The sequence below is a fragment of the Cohnella laeviribosi DSM 21336 genome (assembly GCF_000378425.1).
Classification (GTDB): Bacteria; Bacillota; Bacilli; order Paenibacillales; family Paenibacillaceae; genus Cohnella; species Cohnella laeviribosi.
The window spans coordinates 253452-272175 of sequence record NZ_KB899808.1; the positions used below are offsets into that span (position 1 = coordinate 253452).

Below are 18724 nucleotides of genomic sequence, written 5' to 3' on the forward strand. Positions count from 1 at the left end.
GCGGAAGAAAGGACAGAACCATGAGCGAAATCATCGTCGTAGGCAGCATCAATATGGACATCGTGAACCATGTCGACCGTTTTGCACTTCCCGGACAGACCATCCAGGGGAGGCTGACGGAGTTCGTTCCCGGCGGCAAAGGCGCGAACCAGGCGGTAGCGGCGGCCAAATCCGGGGCGAGCGTCCGAATGATCGGCGCGGTCGGCCAAGATTCCTTGGGCGAAGAGCTGATCGCGTCCCTTAAACAGGCGGGAGTCTCGACGGATGCTGTCGTGAAGAAGGAAGGCGCTTCGGGGATGGCGTTTATTACCGTGAACGCAGACGGCGAAAATGAAATTATTTTGGCGCAGGGCGCGAACGGCAAGCTTACGGCAAGCGACATTCCCGACTTCTCGACGTTTTCGGATGTTCATGCGGTGTTGCTGCAAAACGAAATCCCTTGGCCGGTCAACAAGCGCGTTATCTTGGAAGCGAATAAGCACCGCATTCCCGTGATCTTGAATCCGGCGCCGGCGATGCCGATGGCCGATGACGATCTTGCCATCATCGACATGCTGGTGCTGAACGAAACGGAAGCGGAATTCATTTCGGGAGATACGGCTAAGTCGCCGGAAAAAGTGGCGCGGCTCCTCATCGGCCGCGGCGTCCGGGAAGTGCTGCTCACGTTAGGCGATCGGGGGTGCTTCTATGCAAACCGCGACGGCCATGAAATGGCCATAAGCGCTTATCAAGTCCAAGCCGTCGATACAACGGCCGCAGGCGATACGTTTATCGGCGCCTTTGCCGCCGCTCGCATGAACGGCATGCCGGTTCGGGAATGCTTGCGATTTGCATCCGCAGCTGCGGCCTTGTCCGTGACCAAGCGGGGCGCGCAATCTTCCATTCCTTCAAAGGCGGAAATCGTGCGGTTTTTGAACGAAGCAGACCATTGAAACGGGAACACAAAGGAACTGCCGTCGGGCAGTTTCTTTGTTTTGGGCGGTGCCGCTATCATCGGTATTTGCTTCGGATGGCGTGAACGACGCTATAGATTCTGCTATCCAGCAGGCGGCTGATTTCCATTAGAGCCGGTTGTTGAAATACCGCCAGAAAGGAAGAAGGGCGGTCAAAGGAGATGATTGCACCGCCCGGGTGGCCATTGTCATAAAGACAAACACTAAACGGCACATACTGGCTGGCACGGACATCAATACTAAGAATCTGTTCAGCGATGATCCCGTTGCCCACGATGTACAGAGCACAGCGTTTGATCCCATGATGAAGCGACGTTAATCGGCCTTGATCCACATGGAAAAAAATCATAAGTCCATGCGGGCCCGCCATGCTATGAAAGACACGCTTTACCTTCTCCCAAGGCGCTTTTTGTTGAATGAGCGCGTTTTCGACGAGCGGATCCCACCGTCCCATCTCCCTCTCAAATGCTGCCACAAGCGCCTCATAACCGAGCCCCGTAGGAATATCCTCCCGTATGATCCGTGCATGACTCACCATCCTGTTTTCTCTATCATGCATGGTCATGATCCTTTCTTACCTGAGAATAGCTGTACCCTCCGCATACTGGTATTTCTTTGGCAAATGTTTAATAAGAACCGGTCAGGAGATTGTATGTTCATTCCCGGAAATGTATGAACGAATGGAAACGGACCCGATGATCTGGAATCCAATTCCCACAACGTGTTTTCCAAACATTTGTACGAGAATTTTCGCAATTGAAGGTAAAAAGAAACCCACCAATATCAAAATGTAGTGGGTATGAGCCTACTAGAACCGATTAGAGAATTTCTGTAGGGCCTAGCGCGTAGAAAAAATAGGCCGTAATCAGGTAGATTCCTACTCTCTACAATAACAAGTCGAACAATAAGGACAAATGATGATTGAACGTGACAGTTAGATGCTACGGGGAGTTTAGATTAAATAATTCATTTCTATGGAAGGAATATTAAGGAAATCTGTCGAATTAACAGGTCTAAAATCTCTTATTTAAAGTAAAAACGAGAAAAGTGCATCATGAGATTTTTTTAATGAATGAATAAAGTTTTAATATTCTGTTGTTTAGTTTGGGAGGAACAAGTTTGGCACGTAAACTTAAAGCAACTATTTGTAAAGGGTTTGGAGATAAATTAGGTAAATGCAAAAATCAGTCGTTAAACCCTAAAAAAAGCCCTTATTGTAAAAATTGTGCTGGGAATAGTTTTGAAAATCAAATTTCTAGATTGTTTGAGGTTCAAGGTTATGAAGTGAAGCGAAATTTATCATTGTCTGGAACACAACATGATTTTTTTGCTTCATTGCAATATGGATTTTCAAAATTTGGTGTTTTAGTTGAATGTAAATGGAAATTTGATGAGAATGATACTGTTAATAGTGAGGACGTGCGTAAATTTCATGGTTCATGGGAATTATATAATAAACAAGGTTTATATGGCCATGCAGATAAAGCATATTTAATAACTAATGCTAAGTTTGCACCACAAGCAATAGAAGTGTCCAAAAATTTAAATATTGAGCTTTTTAGTCACTATGATTTAATAAAGAACCTAATGAATTTTGAGCCATATCTTCAGCAGCTTGTAAGAAACTTCTCTAAAAGTGATTTAGCGAATCATTACATAGAGATTAATTCCACTAATGGATTGAGAATAAGTAAAGAACTAAGTATGTTCTTAGCCGATGATGAAAATGAAGCTTTAGTTATACTTGGGGACTATGGTGCTGGCAAAACATCATTGATGACAAAGTTTTGTGCGGATCTCGCAACAAAAATTCTATCGGGCTCCGAAGCACCTATCCCAATTTTTATACAATTAAGGGATTATGAAAAGGCATTTGATATGGAGCAATTAATTACTAGTATGTTAGTTAATAAGTGTAAAATTGTAAATGGTAATTTTAATACATTTTTAGAATTACTTGAATTGGGCTATTTAATTCTCATTTTTGATGGGTTTGATGAGGTTGCAAGAAGAGTAGATTATTCAGTTAAATATAAAGTATTTACCGAAATTTGTAGATTTGCAACGTTAAAATCTAAAATTATCGTAACTTGTCGTCCAAACTTTTTTAACCAAAAAGATGAATTTGAAAAAATATTTAAATCTTCTCCATTACATTTTGAACCTAACAGGAGAACTGTTGAGTTTTCAGAAATTGAGATTGCAGAGCTTACGGAAGAACAAATTGAGAAGTTTATTAGTAGTTATAAAGATAAATTAGCCGAAAAAGGGTATAAAGTTAAAGATTTTCTTGAAATAATGAAAGAGGTTCATGATTTATCTGACTTAGCGAAAAGACCAGTATTGCTAAATGTTATAATTGAAACAATGCCAAAACTTCTTGAAGAAAAAGGTAGAAGAATTAACGCAGCGATGCTATATGAAAAATATACTGGATATTGGTTAGAAAGAGAAGATTCTAAAGGGAAAACATTAATTAAAGCTGAGCAAAAACAACTTTTCGCTGAGGAATTAGCTTGGAAAATGTTTAATAAGAATAAGTTGTCAATACACTATAAAGAACTCCCAAAAGAAGTACAAGAATATTTTAAGATTACAAGTCAAGATGATATCAATCATTTTAGTCATGATATTAAAAGTTGTTCTTTTTTAAACAATGATGATGACGAAAAAGGATACAAATTTATTCATAAATCATTCATGGAATATTTCACTGCGTATCATTTGTTGTCAACTCTACAAAAGAATATAACGTCTAAAAATAAAACAAGAGACGTGAATCTGCTTCTAGGACAAACTTTAATTACTCTTGAAGTTGGATTCTTTTTAAGGGATTTGTTCGAAAGTAAGAATTTTGATAACGATAATATTATAAAATTGTTAAAAGGAATTGAATTGCATTCATTGTCAGAAATCTCGCAAAAAAATGTCATTTCGATAATGGCTAAAACACATGAAAATATCTTACCCTATATTTTAAAATTAAGCTCTCTTGATGGGGTTGATTTAAGTTGCGCAGTACTTAAAGATGGGGTGATTTCGAATAAATCTTTGATTGGTGCATCATTTTATGGAGCAACTATTGAAAATATACAATTCAAAAGTAATTGTGTCTTAACAAACTCCATATTCCGTAAATCAAAGCTTACTAATGTGAGCTTTAAACAATTAGAATTAGAAACTACAGACTTCAATTATTCAAAAATTCATAATTGCAATTTTAATGGGGCGTGTTTGGCATATTCAAAATTTCAATATTCTCATGTTCATAAAACTAGTTTTGATACTGCCGAGATGACGGAAGTAGAGATAAACGAACATACTAAGTTTATAGATTGCAGTTTTGACTCTGTTTTGGGCATTCCTTATGCTATTGAACAACTTTAACACAAAGAAATATGGAAATGTTTTTTATTACTCATGTAAATTTAGCATATCTAAATATTGGTTGAGGTATTTTATAGCCACACCGATGTCACATAAAGACGCCTCACGTTTTTGCGTGTACGGAAAAGGGAGGAGCTCCGAAGAGTTCCTCCCCCGCAGACGGGCCAAGATATCTAATTATTGATGATCAGATTGAACCCGCTCTGGATGTAATACAGATTGGGGTAAGCGATATTGCTGGTCCTCAGATTGTTGAACGTGGCGGAGCCGTTGCCGGTATAGGTGAAGATCGCCGCGCCCAGATGCGGTCCCGAGAACCGCGAGGTGGTTACGCCGTCAAGACCGGTCCCGTTAATGTTGATGTTGTTGAACACGATGTTGCTGAAACCGCCGCCGTAACCGAACTGGATCGCATCGCGCTGAGAGTTGATAATATCGATGTTGGTAAACGTTACATTCTTGATGGCGTCGTTTGAAGCTTCCAGATCGATGGCGCCGCGTTCGCCGTTGTAAAGGTCTTTGCTCGTGCCGCAGTTGACGATGGTCGTGTCCGAGAACACAATGCCGGTATTGTTCTGGAAGTGGTATCCGGGGAACACGGTGTTCATCCGGATGCCGGAACCGCCGACGCAGTCGACGATGTAGTTGTGGTCGGCCTTGTGTCCGCTTCCTCCGAAGAAGGCGATGCCTCCCGCGCGCCAGTTGTTTTCGATCGTGTTGTACGAGAAGGTATTGTTTACGCCTTCGGGCGCGCCGTTCGTATTACTCGTCCATACGGCAAGGGCGTCGTCGCCGTTGTTGCGCAGGCTGCTGTTGCGTACGGTCGAATTGCTGGTCCCTTGGGCGAAGTTGACGCCATCGGCCAGGTTGTTGCGGATTCGGCTGTTTTCAATCAGCAGACCGCTCGCCCGGATCGCCGGCGTATGGCCGTAATCCCCGACCCAGAAGCCGCATTCGAAGTGCTCGACCCAGACGTCGCGGATGACGGAATTGGTCCCGAAGTTGTCCATAAAGCCTTTGTAAACCGCATTTTGACCATACCGCGACCGCAAATTGGAGTTGAGATACACGTTGCTGAAATCAAGCTTGCCCGTAATCCGGAGCGAGATGCCGCCGGACGCCGGATTGGCGTTGGTAAACTGGATGTTCGTATACCAGATACCGGCTCCCGTTATCGTTATGTGATCGATCATGTTGCTGACGGAACCGATCTCCCACATGTTGCCGAGGTGGAACGTTCCTTCCGGAATGTACAAGATCTTGTCGGATGCGACCGCCGCGTTTACGGCGGCTTTAAAGGCGGTGAGATCGTCCTGTCCGTCGTTCGGCACAGCGCCGTAATCCGTTACGGAAACCGAGTTGGCCGGACGGGAGATCGCAGCCGGAACCGGTTCGATTTCAATAAAGTCGACACCGTATTCCAGGCTGTCGCCGTTGTTCTTCTGGATGCGAATCGTGTCTCCTGGTTTGAGCGGAGTAGCCAGCTTCCAGTGCACTTCGTCAAAGCGGAAGAGCGGACGGCCCGCGCTGGGAGCGTCTCCGGGCATATCGCCCGAGAAATACTGCCAGCTGTAGTAGGAGGTCAGCGATACGGTTTTGACTTTGGTGCCGTTGACGTAAACGTCTAGCGAACCGTTTAATCCCATGCCGTCCGCCGAGTCGGGCATCGTAAATCTCATCGTCACGCCTGCGCCGCCCTGACCCTGTCTGACGGTCCATTGAAGATAGGAGCCGTTCGAGGGCAGCGCCGCATAGAGCTGGCCGGAGGCTTCCGATGCCGTCAGCGCCTGATCGAATGTCGGCGCGGACTTCAGCGTGGCGCCGCCGCCGAGGGTGGCGTCCTCGGTGTCATACCGGCTGTACGGCATGCTCGCGCCGCGGGCGGAATATACGGTCAGGCTTGCGGTGTTCGCGTTGTTGGCTTGCTTGATCGGAAGTTCGTTGGCGTCTGCCGCAACGGTGGTCGTTACCGTGTAGCTGCCGGCTGCCGCCGTCCAGGTCCCCGGAAGGGCGATGTTGACGGACGCTCCCGGAGCCAGGCTGCCGGTATAGGAACCGCTGAACGTTTGAACGGTCGAACCGGAAGCATTTTTAAGCACGACCGTCACGCCGTGAGACCCGCCGGCGGAAGCAATCGTCCCTTGATTTTTAAGATTTACGTTAAAAGAAACGGCATTGTTGGCAATCGGAGTGCTCGGCGTCCACGAAACCGTGCCCACCAGATCCGAGCTGGAAACGGGGGCCACAACGAGTGAAGCCGGATTCGTGTAGCTGTTGTTCGACTCGTTCAGCTCGATGACCGCGTTGCTCTCGTCTACTTTGGCGCCGACCGCGTATGTCGCGGCGGTTTTCGCGCCGACATTCAGCGGCACCGTTGCCGAAGCGCCTGCCGCCAGCGCGGCTACCGGCGCGGAGCCCGCCAGCTCGTTGTTCAGGTAGAAATTGACGGTGGTCGCCGCGGCGCTGGCATTCCCGTTGTTCTTCACCGTTGCGTTTAGCGTAATGGCGTCGGTTTCAACCGGAGAAGAAGGCGACCAGGACATGCCGGTAATCGTCAGGTCCGGATTCGGCGCAGGCGTGCCGAACACCTGGAACTCGGCGACTTGTCCGGCCGGGGCGCCGGAGTTCGACGTAATGTTCAACTGCAAACGTTTCACCGTCGCCGTAACCGGAATGGTCACAGTATTGCCGGAGGCCGGATCGAACGAGTACGTTTTCGCCGAGACCAGATTGCTGAAGGTCGTCGTGTTCTGATCGTGTCCGAGCACTTGAATCGTTTGCGTACGCGCAGCCCATATCGAGGACGGGTTCAGCTTCAGCACGATGGACGTAATATTGTAGTTCGCTCCGAGATCGAGCGTCAGCGTGCTTGGATTGCCGCCGCCTTCCCAGTACGTGTTGACATCGTTATCGTTCGCGTTCTCCGCAACGTACGTCTGCGTGTGGGAGGATGCGGAAATCGATTTGCCGATGGCGATGTTGCCGCCCGGAGGAGGCGTCGGCGTAGGTGTAGGTGTAGGTGTAGGCGTCGGGGTCGGAGTAGGTGTGGGTGTAGGCGTCGGCGTTGGCGTAGGTGTAGGAGTAGGGGATGGAGTAGGAGTAGGCGTTGAAGTCGACGCTTCGACCGTGATTTGGTCAAGATTGACGTTGCCGGAATCGCCCGGGTCGTATTTGTACGCAATGGTGTTGCTGCCTGCATTCAGGTTAAGCGTCTCCGTCTTGCTGCTCCATGAATCCCAGTTAGGCAGGCTGGGCAGCGTGGTCTGGCGAATCTTCGCTCCATTGACGTAGAGGCTTACCGTTTTGTTGCTGCCGGTTGCGTTGCCGTACCTCAGCGTTACATCGTAGTTGCCCGCCGTCGGCGCGTTGACCGTAAAGGTCGTCGTCGCGCCTTGCGTCCAGTAACCGTCAACAAAGCCCGTGCCGATATATCCGGCATGGTCCGTGTTGACTTTCGCGCCGCCGGACAGAGCCGCGGATTCGGCTTGATACGTATCAGGCGCCGGCGTCTGGTCGCCGGAGCCGTAAATTTCGAATTCGGACAGCTGCGCCGCCGGCCAGCCCGTGTTGGCCGTTACATACAAGCGCACGTAGCGCGTGCTGGTCGCGGTAAAGTTGATCGTAACCGTGTTGTTCCCGACAGACGGACTGAATACATAATTGGCGGAGCCGACAATGTCCGTGAACGTCGAACCGTTCAAGCTGCCTTGAACGGCCAGCGTTTGCGTGCGCGCTTCCCAGCTTGCGGGCAGCTTCAGCACAATTTGGTCGATGCCCGTGCTTGCGCCCAAATCCACTTGAATCCATTGCGGGAACGCGTTGTTCGTGCTTTCCCAATACGTATTTTGATTGCCGTCTTTTACGTTCTGAGGGCTGTAGGTTTGGGATTGGCCGCTCGCCGTAATGGGTTTGCCCGGCGTCAGATTCGGTCCTCCCGCGGCGGAAGCGGGTCCGAACGGTCCTACAGCCGTCAACAAACTTGTAATCAGCATGGCTGTAACAAGCGACCATGCGACAAATTTGCAGCGCATTAAATTCCTCCTCCTCAAAGTGTAGGTCAGCAAATGCGAGAACTTTCGGCAAAACAGCGCTGACAGCGCTTACAAACCCTCCTTTCGTTGGGATACCCCCATTATAAGAACAGGGGAGGGAGACAGATAAGAAGCAATCTTACGAAAAATGTATACAATTTCAAGATATTGGATGGATTTCGGGAAGGAGACGCTCGTCTTCCTTCCCTTCCTTGCTTCCAACGCTCGCTTACCCGTGAAAAATCCACCCGCCGAACCACTTCAGAACGCGGTCCGCGTAAGAAACGTCTATTTCGGTCCCCGACAAAATCGGGTAAAACAAAATGAACAGCACCAGAACCGCGCCTGCGTAAAGGAGCGTCGCAATCCGATATCCCGGCTTACGCTCTTCCATTTTTCGAATCCAATAAACGATGCAAAGAACAAGAAACGGAACGCAAGCGAAAAAGTGATAAATAAAGGTGAGTCTGGATACGAAAATCCACGGAAGATAAGACGAGGCGATTCCAACGAAGACGACGGTCATGCTCCGGTCCCGCTTCTTCCAGGCCGAGCGAAGGGCCGCGATTACCGCAATCGTCCCCGACCACCACACCGCCGGATTGCCCATGCCCACGATGCTCGCCATTTTTCCCGGCGCCAATTCCGCGGCTCCGTAATACCAGATCGGCTTGCGGATGAGAGGCCACTCCCACCACAGCGACGAAAATGGGTGGGTGGCGTTAAGCCGGCTATGATAATTGAACATGAACTTCTGGGCGGAAACGACGTCTTTCAACCCGTGTCCGGGACCCGGCACGAGCATAAACGGGATATACGATGCCGTGTAGATCATCAGGGGAATGATGATGAAAAACAAACCGCCCGCCAGCACCGTCCGCAGCGCATAAGGCGCGAAGGGCCGCTCGCGTTTTTCCCGATAGGTCTGGTACCTGTTCCACAGCGAAAGCAGGAAGAGGACCGCCAACCCCGCGCCCGCGTACAAGCCGATCCACTTGACGGCCGATGCAAGGCCGAAAGCGAGCCCGCTAGCTGCAAGCGGCGGGAACGTCTTCGACAGCTTGTCTCGGCAGAAGCTCATTTCCCAATAGCGCTGCATGCGCTCGTAAGCCAGCAGGATGAAAAATACGGCGAACGTATCGACGGTGGCGAGCCGGCTTTGCGTAAAGAGCATAAAGTCAAAGGCGATCAGGAACGAGGCCAGCGCGGCGTAGCGGGTCTTTCCGAACAACCGTTTGGCGAAAACATACAGCAAAGGCACGATCGCGATCCCGAATAGGACGCCCGCGATTCGCCAGCCGAACGGATTCATGCCCAGCAAGGCCACCCCCGCCGAGATCAGCACTTTCCCAAGGGGCGGATGCGTCGTCTCGTAAGGCTCCATTCGGTGCAGCATCTCATAGGCGGTCCGGGCGTGGTAAATTTCGTCGAAATACATGCCGTTTCGATAGGAAGCCCGTTGCGGAACCGAGCCCGGCTCGTCGAATGCCGCCGAAGGCGCCCCCTCGACGGCAAAGGGAATGAGCTTCCGATCCGCCCCCTGAAAGCCCATTTCGCCAAGCGAAGCGCCCGGTTGCATCGCGACGACCCTCACATAGCGGGCAGCAAATGCCGTTTGCGCCTTTTGCCACTGAAAAACGGTGCCGTCGTTCAAGCCGACGGTCGCCACCGGATTCCATGCGTTTCCGTCTTCCGAGGACTCGACTTGAAAGCTTCCGTTTCCGATGCCCCCGTACCATACGATCGCATCGACCTGCTGCGCGCGCCCGAAATCGACCGCAGCGCGCTCGCCTTGCGCCGCCGGCTTCCAGAAGCTCTGCGGCGCAACCGTCGAGCCGAGACGGAACAACGCAACGGACGCGTAAACGACCGTAATGGCGGCCATTGCGAGAACATCCCGGCGGGACATCGAAAAAGGGATTGCGGCGGAGCCGTTCGCCGGTTTAAGGGGCTGGACCGGTTGGCCGCCCGGCTTCTTGACCAACACGGCATAACCGACCCACACGGCGTACAGGGCAAGACCTACGTTGCACAACGAGACGAGGTTCATGAAGCCGTTGCCGTTCGGAATAAAGTATTTCCGGTCCAACGCGAACTTCAGCACGTAAGCCGTGTTGGCGAAGTTCGTCAGCGTGACGCCGGCAAACAGCGCGAATACGCGCCTGTCCCGAATCCACAGCCAACTGATCAGCGCCAGCGGGATGGCGGCATAGCCGTATCGTTCGTGCATTCCGGTCTTAAACGTGAACACGAGCAGCGCAAGAAGGAAGGCGGCGTAGAACAACTTCCCGTCCCTGCGGCCTCGAAGCAGAAGGAAGCCTACGACCAGAACGATCGCCGCGATAAAGAGGACATCCCAGCCGGAAAAAGGAATTCCCCCCCACGTTTGGTCCGTCTTCGCGCCGTTGGCCCCGAGCAGGGCGTAGACGTTAAACGCGTTAAGCGTCGCGTACGGATACATGCTGAACATCTCAGCATAGTGCTTGAAGATCCACCAGGGCCCTTGCCGGAGAGCGAACGGAAGCGTGACGGCAACAAATACGGCGAGAGCGCAAATCCCCGCTTTGGCCGTTTCTTTCCAGCTTCGTACCGAAAAGAGAAGCAGCGGGGCAAAGACCAGCGATTGAGGCTTGATCAATACGGCGATCGCGAAGAAGACGGAAGCCGCCGGCAGCCGCTTGTACTGAAGGGAAAAGACCATGAGCACAATAAACAAGCAAAATACGGAATCCATCTGCCCCCAAACGACGGAGTCCAAAAAGACGAGGGGATTCAATGCGTACAGAAGCGCCGCCAGCAGAGCCGCGCTCTCGTCCTTCAGGCGCAGCGCCATTTTGAAGACGAGCCAGGCCGCCGCGAGATCGGCCAACATGGCCGGCAGTTTAATCAAGATGACGGAAGCGGCCGATGCCGGCTCCCAGCCAAGCAGCGGCCGGATCAGGCCGATCACGTACAGCACATAAATGTACCCCGGAGGATAGTCCGCGAAAATTTCCCCGTTGTAGAAATTCGGCAATCCGTTGCGGTACGCGTGGTCCGCCCAGCTCAGAAAGTCCGGCACGTCGATCGGGTGGCCTTGGATGATCGGAGCGCTGATCATCCTGAGCAGAAACGCGCCCCCGAACCAACAGACAACCAGCCGCAGCCGGGGAATCCCCATTCCCGGCGTCCGTTCCGCCGTCTTCGGCTTCCGGTGGCGAAACCGGGAAATCAAATAGAAGCATAAAGCCGCATACGCCGTTCCGTAGAAGATCATCCAGCCCGAATATCCGGGGTGCCGGGATTTCGCTTGGGACGCGCCGGCCCCCTCTTGATCGCCGGGCGCGCCCTGATCGCCGGCCGGATCGAGTGGCACAACGATCGTTCCGGAGGGGGCGGCAGCGAGCTCTTCCATGCGAAAGTCGTCGAAATCGGCCCTCCCCGCGTTCAAATTCCCATAGCCGCCAAGCCGAACCGCGACCGTGATCTGATGCTGGTCCGCACCTGTTCGGCCTACAAATTCAAGAAGCTCCCAACGTCCGGAGGCGCTTTTCAAATCCCGCGAAGTGGAACCGATGCCCAGAACGGAAAGGTTCGCCCCGGTGGCTTCCGGATTCGCTACCCGGACAACCCGGACCCAACAAGAGAACTTGTACAGCGTATCCGGCTTGACGGAGACCGTCTGCGTCCATCTGGCGTCATTCGGTTGAAAACTTTCGATGGCCGCAAACCGGGAGCCTGAATGCGCGTCTCCCTCGATGATCCTCAATCGGCTGTGGTCTTCGCCCGCCCAATACGCATCCCTTGTCCAATTCGCTGGCCCGTCGGCGTTCATTTCCTCGAAACTTCCGTTTAGAACGAGATTCGTTTCGCCGTTCTCCGCAACAGCCTTCGCGGACAGAATGGCCGATGAGAGGAGCAGAAGGGGAAACAGCGCAGCCATGGCGAGTCCGGTCATTCGTCTGAACCGCCTGCGTGGCGGCCGCATCGGCAGAATTGCCGGTCCCCGGTTATCGACTTGCGAAAGATCGGGCGCGGACATGAAGATCCTCCTTGTCGTTTCGAAACTTGCATTGCGCAATTCAACTTTCCCAATCAGTCCTATCGTTTTCCATAAAAGGATATTCTGTCAAGCCGTCGGCGCGCGTTGAATAATCCCATTAAATAAATAGGGAAAGAATGAAAAAAGAATTGCATCATGAAAATTTAATATGGTATTTTATTTTTATAAATCTTTAAAACGCTTTCGAATAAAAAAATTAACGTTGATGCGGACCGACCGTTCAAATGGAGGTCTCATTCTCCGTAAGGGGAATGAGGCTTTTTTATATTTGAAATTCATTAGGGCTTTTTACCGGGAGGAAGTTCATTTGAGCACAAAGTTTATGCTGAACGCGCGTCAAAAAAGGTTGTGGCCCATTCTCATTTTGGGGGCGTTTTTTGAGGGCTTCGATGATACCGTAATAAATATAGCTTTGCCGTACATTGTGCAAGATTATGGAATCTCCCCTCAGATGTCCGGTTACGCCTTGTCCATCATTGCCGTCGGAACCATGGTTGCGTTTTTCGTATCTCGAATGGCAGACATGATCGGGCGCCGCCAGGTGTTTTTGACAAGCGTTTATCTGTATTCCGTTTGCAGTCTGCTTACAGCATTCGCCCCCAATATCGAGGTTTTTATTTTCCTGCAGTTTGCCGCGCGCATTTTTTTGATCGGCTGCTGGTCGGTCGGGTATGTCATTCTCTGCGAGGAATTTTCCACAGAACATCGGGGAAGCGCGGTCGGACGCTTCCAGCTTACGGCGGTTTTTGGCGCTTTGTTCATCGGAATCCTGCTTCCCGTCATCACGAAGCTTGGCTTAAGTTGGCGGGTCCTTTACGTAGTTGGAGCCATTCCGATGATTCCCGTATTCCTGCTTCGAAAGCGGCTGCCTGAAACCGAGGCTTTCCTGCGCATGCAGGAGGAGAAAAAACGCGGCAACAAGCTCCCGAAAGGAGACTTTTTCGGACCTTGGAAAAGTCCTTATATCAAATACACGGTGGTCATGTCCATCGTATGGGTGTTTCTCTATTTCGGAATCAAAGGCACTTTAAATTTCTTTACCTTAAGGGCCGTAAACGAATTGAACTGGACCCCCAACATGGTGAGCATAGGTTTATTGACTCAAACCGTGACGGGAATCTTGATCATTGCTTTGAACGGCAAGCTGATGGACCGAATCGGACGCAAGCGCGCCGCGGCGATTATTATTACCGTCGGATGTATATTTAGTGTTTTCGTGTTCACCCTTCACCATTTTTACGCCGTGCTCATCTGCAGCATGATCGCAGCCGGCTTCGTGAACTCTTTCCTCATTGTCGGATCGACGCTGACCAATGAGCTTTTTCCCACTGAAATTCGTGCCGGCGCTATGGCCTGGACCAATAACATCGTGGGCCGCTTGGGGCAAATTTTAGTCCCTACGGTCGTTTCGACGCTCGCCTTATCGCTCGGCTTAGGGAATGCCGTTGCCTTAGCGGTAAGCTTGCCGCTTATTTCCCTTATTCTTATCCTCGTTTTCATACAGGAGACCGGCAAGAGATCGATAAATAGACCTCTCGAACATAAGGGGATAACGGAAAACGGCTGACCGGAATTTTCAAGAGCTCACGCATCCCAAGTCCGTTTTGAATCGTTCGGCCAAGCTGGCGAATGACTTGGCGTATCCGCCATATAGAGGGAAAAATTTGCATCGTTTTTTAAGTGCAGCCGCCGGGAAGCCGGCCGAATGTCGAGGTTCATGCTCCCCGGCGGACTCCGTCGCTTTTCGGATTTATCTCCTAGACTGGTTCCCTTCGTCGGATGAGTCGACGGTTAGCTTAACAGCCCTGATCGGGCTGTTTTTTTGCGTGTCTTCCGCAAATAATTGCGGGAACAAGCTCATATCTTGCGGGTTGAGCTTCGCGCTTCCCGTTTACAATGAGTCCGTAAGCACGAAAGAAAATCGATGTGCTTCAAATATCCACGATTCGAAAGGTTGCTGCCAAGCATGCGTTCGTTATTTTCCAATCGTACCGTGCAAGCGATTTTGTTTCGTCATTCTGCTGGCTCTATTCTTTGGCGGATGGGAAGCGATATTTTTCGCAACTTTGGTCTCTTCCGTATTGTCCCAGTTCTCGCAGCCTTCCGGCATGAAGCTGTTCAAGCTTCACGTTCCGGAGTCCCAGATCCAGCTTGGCATGTCCATGTACCAGACGACCTCGTAGATCTTTATGATTCTTGGTCCGATGATTCTCGGCGGGGGTATCGCGATGGGGATCTCCAAGAAAATGACGCCGCAATCGATGCTTATGGTTGGATTCGTCACTAGTTCAATCTCGGTTGCGGTGCTTGGTTCGGTCAACGTGATCTGGATCGCGTTCATGGCCCAACTGATTTTCGGCTTGATGGTTCCCTTTATCCATATTGCTTGCAATACGCTGATCCTGAATCATGCGGAAGAAGCTTTCGTAGGCAGGGTAAACGGCATCCTGAATCCGCTCTTCATGGGGGCCGTGGTCATTAACATGAGCTTGGTCGGCGTTTTGAAAGATCAGCTTCCGTTAACGGCTCTATATTTGATCGCTTCCGGATTGTTTGCGCTCGGCGCTTTGTCCATGCTGCCGTTGCTCCGGTTCAAGCAAATCCGTCCCGTTCAAGCCGCTGAATGGACGCATCACTAAACAAAAATCATGGGGAGATGGAAAATGAGAAACGATGTAAAAATGCTGCTGTTGCTGACAATCTTCATCTTGACGTCCGTTGCATCCGGATGCGCAAATTCGACTGTGACCTGGTCCGGAAAAGTGGAAGAATCCGTCATTGGCGCGAAGTCTGGTTCAGGCGAACTGACGAGGGAGATCAAGTCGTTCGCGTCTAAAGAGTTCGACAGCATTCGTGTGAACGCTGAGGCCATGGAAATTGAAGTGACCCGGTCTTCGGGTCACGATGCCAAGGTGGAACTGCTGACCGACAAAGCGATCGAAAACCAATTTACCTTCGATGCAGCGATCCAATCCAGGGAATTGATAATTCGCATAGACGAAGAAACGAAATATTACACGATCAAAGGGCAAAGAGGCGAGCGAAAGCTGCGGATTTCGCTGCCCGATCAGATATACGGCCAAGTCGTCATAGAGACGCAATTCGGATTCGTGGATGCAGCTGATTTGAAGGCGAGAAGCGTGGACATCATGCTGTCCGCGGGGGAAATCCGATTGAACCGGGTGTCGGGCAATTTGCTGTTGAAGACGGAAGCCGGGAAAATAACCGCCCTGGGAATCGATCCGGCGAATGATATCTCGGCGAGGACGGAAGCTGGAGACATCGATATTGTGCTGGATCGCTCCCCCAAGGCTGTCGTGGTTAATCTGAAGAGCGAACTGGGCAGTGTGGGTACCAATCTGAAAAATATGGAGTATACGGTTCAATCGGCAAACCAGATCATTGCAACGATAGGATCGAATGGAACACGCATCGATGCCCATGCGCAAGTGGGAGACGTTCTCGTTCATACAAAATAGAGACATCCTTCATACCTCCTTTTAGCATACGATAGTGTCTCATAGGGGTAATGGGATGTATTCCGATGTACTAGAGGCGCCTGTAAAAGATTTCATTCACGATAAGCTCAATGTAGCCAAATAAAACCAGCAAACAAGGAGGTGATGCCCACATGACAAAGAACAATCAACCCAATCGATTAGCCAAGGAAAAGTCCCCTTATCTTCTGCAACATGCTTACAACCCCGTAGACTGGTTCCCTTGGTCGGACGAAGCGTTCGCCAAAGCGAAAGCTGAGAACAAACCCGTCTTCTTATCGATCGGCTACTCCACCTGCCACTGATGAAATGTAACTAGAGGATACTGAAATATATCATATTTTTTACATACATCGCTAATAATTATTGGTACATATTAGCTAAATATTGTGATAAAATAAACATGTTAAAATTTAGAAATAGGTGGGGGAAATAATGCTAGAAATACATGAATCTACAAAAACTTTGGGTACTTATATGCAGATGGAAGTTTTTACTGATGAAACAAAAGATAGAGTTAAAGAGGCTGATATTATATTGCTACCTGACTTTGGGATAAAAGAAGGAGTTGACAGGGCTTTTCAGCCTGATACGGTAGCCTTCTATAAATTTTCGGTTGCTAATAACGATACAGACCTTAAAATTGAGTTATTCGAGAACAAAGGCGAAGAGAAAATATTAGCTTTACATTCGTTTGACATTTGGATTCCAATAGTATATATCGGAAGCCAAATATTATTACCGTTTGTAGTGAACCTTGTAAGTAATTACGTATATGACAGAATGAAAGGCAGACCGAATGATGAACCTACCGTACATTTTAACTTGTTGGTTGAAAACAAAGAAAAAGGGATAAGCAAGCATTTATTCTACAAAGGGTCGATTGACGGCTTTAAGGAAGCCTTTGAAAAGATTAACGTTAACAAATTGTGGGAGGATTAACCAATGCTCTCTGTTTTAAAAAGAGAACTTAACGATTATCCGGAACACACGTCATTAAAAAGGAATATCAATAAAATTTACAGTGAATTATCAAGACGAAATTATGATAATGTCATCCAAATGTGTGATTTGAGCATTGAAGTATGCGATAGAATAAAAGAACAGGCAATTGCTTTGAATAATGAAGAAGTCGCAAACTCTATGTTTGTGGTTAAGGCGTACTGCAAAATGCTAAAATATTACTCAATGTATTGGAAGACACTATTAAATGGGAATTATAAAGATTCTTGGTTGATTTTACAAGATGCTATTGACAGATTAATTGATGTCACCAAATTTACAAACGACCATTGCGAATTTGGTATTGACAAGTTTAACGAACACCTATATGAGTTGGAAAAGCTATATCCTTACAAAGTTTTTGCGAGCAGCGAAATGGTCATTAAGACCAAAAAATGTAGCATTTGTGGTAAATCTGTTTTAGACCTTGACTGTGTACACATTCCGGGAAATTTGTACTGGGGGCAAAAAGCAGTAACTATTTGTGAGGATATTGTATTTCAGGCTGTTGCGTTAGTTCAGCACCCAATGGATAAGCGTTGTATAATTGAACTTAGTGGGGATAACAGGACAGATAAAGAGAAGTTTCAGCTATTAGATTTTTTTGTTCAAAACAATAAAAATCCACTAAGATTATTTTCAGTAACTGAAATAGATAAGTATTACTATAACGAGAAATACGACAAAGCAAAAAGAAATGACCCCTGTCCTTGTAACAGTGGTAAAAAGTTTAAGAAATGTTGTGGACAAAATAAATACGAAAAAGGTTCTCATTTTCAAATTAAATTTAAAAACGAAATTCAATTAACGCCGTTGTTAATACCGTCTTCCCCAACTTTATAAGCGTTTTGAATGGCTTCCTAGGGAAGTCTTTTTATTTACTGTTACTCCATACGGTATGAAAAATGCAGGTGTGCAAGATATGATAAAAATAGCGCGTTTTTGGTATCAAAAACAGCGCTAGTGAGAAATTTTGCGATAAACATAACAATGGTTCCAATATCGTATCGAAAATGGTCCCTATCGGAAAACAGGAAAATTATCAAAAAGGAAAAAAGGAAATAGACTGGATAATATTTTATTGCATAAAAATTTAAAACGAACGTATGGCGAAATAATGGAACCATTAAGTAAGAGACCCAATTATTCATTTGTTGGTAATCTATTAATCATAGATTACTATCAAAGTAACATTCAATTAACGTTGATTAGCAAGTAATCAAAGTTAATTTCATTAACATTGATGAAATATAATATTCACTACGTTTATATTATATTGAAAAAATTTTGAACTGTAAACCAAATTGGAAATTTAACAATATTTATTTTGTGTTCAGTTTACAGATTGGGATTTTATGTGTAATTCCATCTATAACCATCTACTTAATTGTAGGTGGTTTTATTTTTTTAAACTTTTTTAAGCCTCTGGTTTACGCTTTGAAATCAACTATACTATAATTTCGAATGTAATTCAAATTGAATAAAAAAACGATAGTGGACTTTCCCCAAACCTCTTTACATGGAGTTAAGACCAACGTAACTTTGTGTAAAGGGGTTGTGTTTTGTATGGTGCGGAAAAAGTATGACAAAGCCTTTAAAATGGCTGCGGTGATGCAGATCATCGATGAAGGAAAGAAAGTTTCCCATGTTGCTAAAACTTTAGGCATCCTTCCAACAATGCTAAGCCGGTGGGTGTATGAATATCAGACCCACGGTGATGAAGCTTTTTCAGGCAACGGGAAGCCTATCACCAACAAGGATCTTGAAATCAAGCGGTTGCAAAAACGCTTGGAAGAGCTCGAAATGGAGAAT

General features: G+C 48.3%; 11 protein-coding genes and 2 pseudogenes. 10 read left to right on the plus strand and 3 right to left on the minus strand.

Annotated features, from left to right (window positions below; genetic code table 11):
- The first annotated feature begins 20 nt into the window (after positions 1 to 20).
- On the plus strand, positions 21 to 932 hold the full coding sequence (rbsK, locus tag F560_RS0101235) for a ribokinase (RefSeq protein WP_019003877.1): 912 nt from the start codon (positions 21 to 23) through the stop codon (positions 930 to 932).
- Positions 933 to 990: 58 nt separating this feature from the next.
- On the opposite strand, the gene F560_RS0101240 is transcribed toward rbsK, so the two are convergent.
- Positions 991 to 1518 (minus strand): DUF302 domain-containing protein, encoded by a 528-nt coding sequence (locus F560_RS0101240; RefSeq protein WP_019003878.1) that lies wholly within the window; start codon positions 1516 to 1518, stop codon positions 991 to 993.
- A 554-nt stretch (positions 1519 to 2072) separates the two neighbouring features.
- Here F560_RS0101240 and F560_RS0101245 point away from each other — a divergent pair.
- On the plus strand, positions 2073 to 4340 hold the full coding sequence (locus F560_RS0101245; protein ID WP_026298026.1) for a restriction endonuclease: 2268 nt from the start codon (positions 2073 to 2075) through the stop codon (positions 4338 to 4340).
- 173 nt (positions 4341 to 4513) lie between these two features.
- On the opposite strand, the gene F560_RS0101250 is transcribed toward F560_RS0101245, so the two are convergent.
- Together F560_RS0101250 and F560_RS24400 are read right to left on the minus strand one after the other, a co-directional pair.
- A complete protein-coding gene (locus F560_RS0101250) occupies positions 4514 to 8371 on the minus strand; it encodes a discoidin domain-containing protein (RefSeq protein ID WP_019003880.1) in 3858 nt (1285 codons plus the stop codon).
- A gap of 229 nt (positions 8372 to 8600) precedes the next feature.
- Positions 8601 to 12392 carry a phospholipid carrier-dependent glycosyltransferase gene (locus F560_RS24400; RefSeq protein ID WP_019003881.1) on the minus strand — a complete coding sequence of 1264 codons (3792 nt, stop codon included), beginning with the start codon at positions 12390 to 12392 and terminating at the stop codon, positions 8601 to 8603.
- A 328-nt stretch (positions 12393 to 12720) separates the two neighbouring features.
- Here F560_RS24400 and F560_RS0101260 point away from each other — a divergent pair, with 328 nt between their 5' ends.
- From F560_RS0101260 to F560_RS0101295, 8 genes and pseudogenes are all read left to right on the plus strand, one after another.
- Complete coding sequence (locus F560_RS0101260; RefSeq protein ID WP_019003882.1) at positions 12721 to 13980, plus strand: MFS transporter; 1260 nt, start codon at positions 12721 to 12723, stop codon at positions 13978 to 13980.
- A gap of 442 nt (positions 13981 to 14422) precedes the next feature.
- Positions 14423 to 14593, plus strand: a pseudogene (locus F560_RS26550) (MFS transporter); the annotation flags it as partial.
- Positions 14594 to 14641: 48 nt separating this feature from the next.
- A complete protein-coding gene (locus F560_RS0101270; RefSeq protein ID WP_019003884.1) occupies positions 14642 to 15052 on the plus strand; it encodes an MFS transporter in 411 nt (136 codons plus the stop codon).
- 24 nt (positions 15053 to 15076) lie between these two features.
- Entirely contained in the window at positions 15077 to 15892 is an 816-nt protein-coding gene (locus F560_RS0101275; protein WP_019003885.1) for a DUF4097 family beta strand repeat-containing protein, read from the plus strand.
- Positions 15893 to 16044: 152 nt separating this feature from the next.
- Positions 16045 to 16212: pseudogene (locus F560_RS24795) on the plus strand (DUF255 domain-containing protein); the annotation flags it as partial.
- A gap of 133 nt (positions 16213 to 16345) precedes the next feature.
- Positions 16346 to 16852 (plus strand): hypothetical protein, encoded by a 507-nt coding sequence (locus F560_RS0101285; RefSeq protein ID WP_019003887.1) that lies wholly within the window; start codon positions 16346 to 16348, stop codon positions 16850 to 16852.
- Positions 16853 to 16855: 3 nt separating this feature from the next.
- Positions 16856 to 17755, plus strand: a complete 900-nt coding sequence (locus F560_RS0101290) for a YecA family protein (RefSeq protein ID WP_019003888.1) — start codon at positions 16856 to 16858, stop codon at positions 17753 to 17755.
- A 723-nt stretch (positions 17756 to 18478) separates the two neighbouring features.
- On the plus strand, positions 18479 to 18724 hold a 246-nt coding region (locus tag F560_RS0101295), incomplete at its 3' end, for a transposase (RefSeq protein ID WP_019003889.1).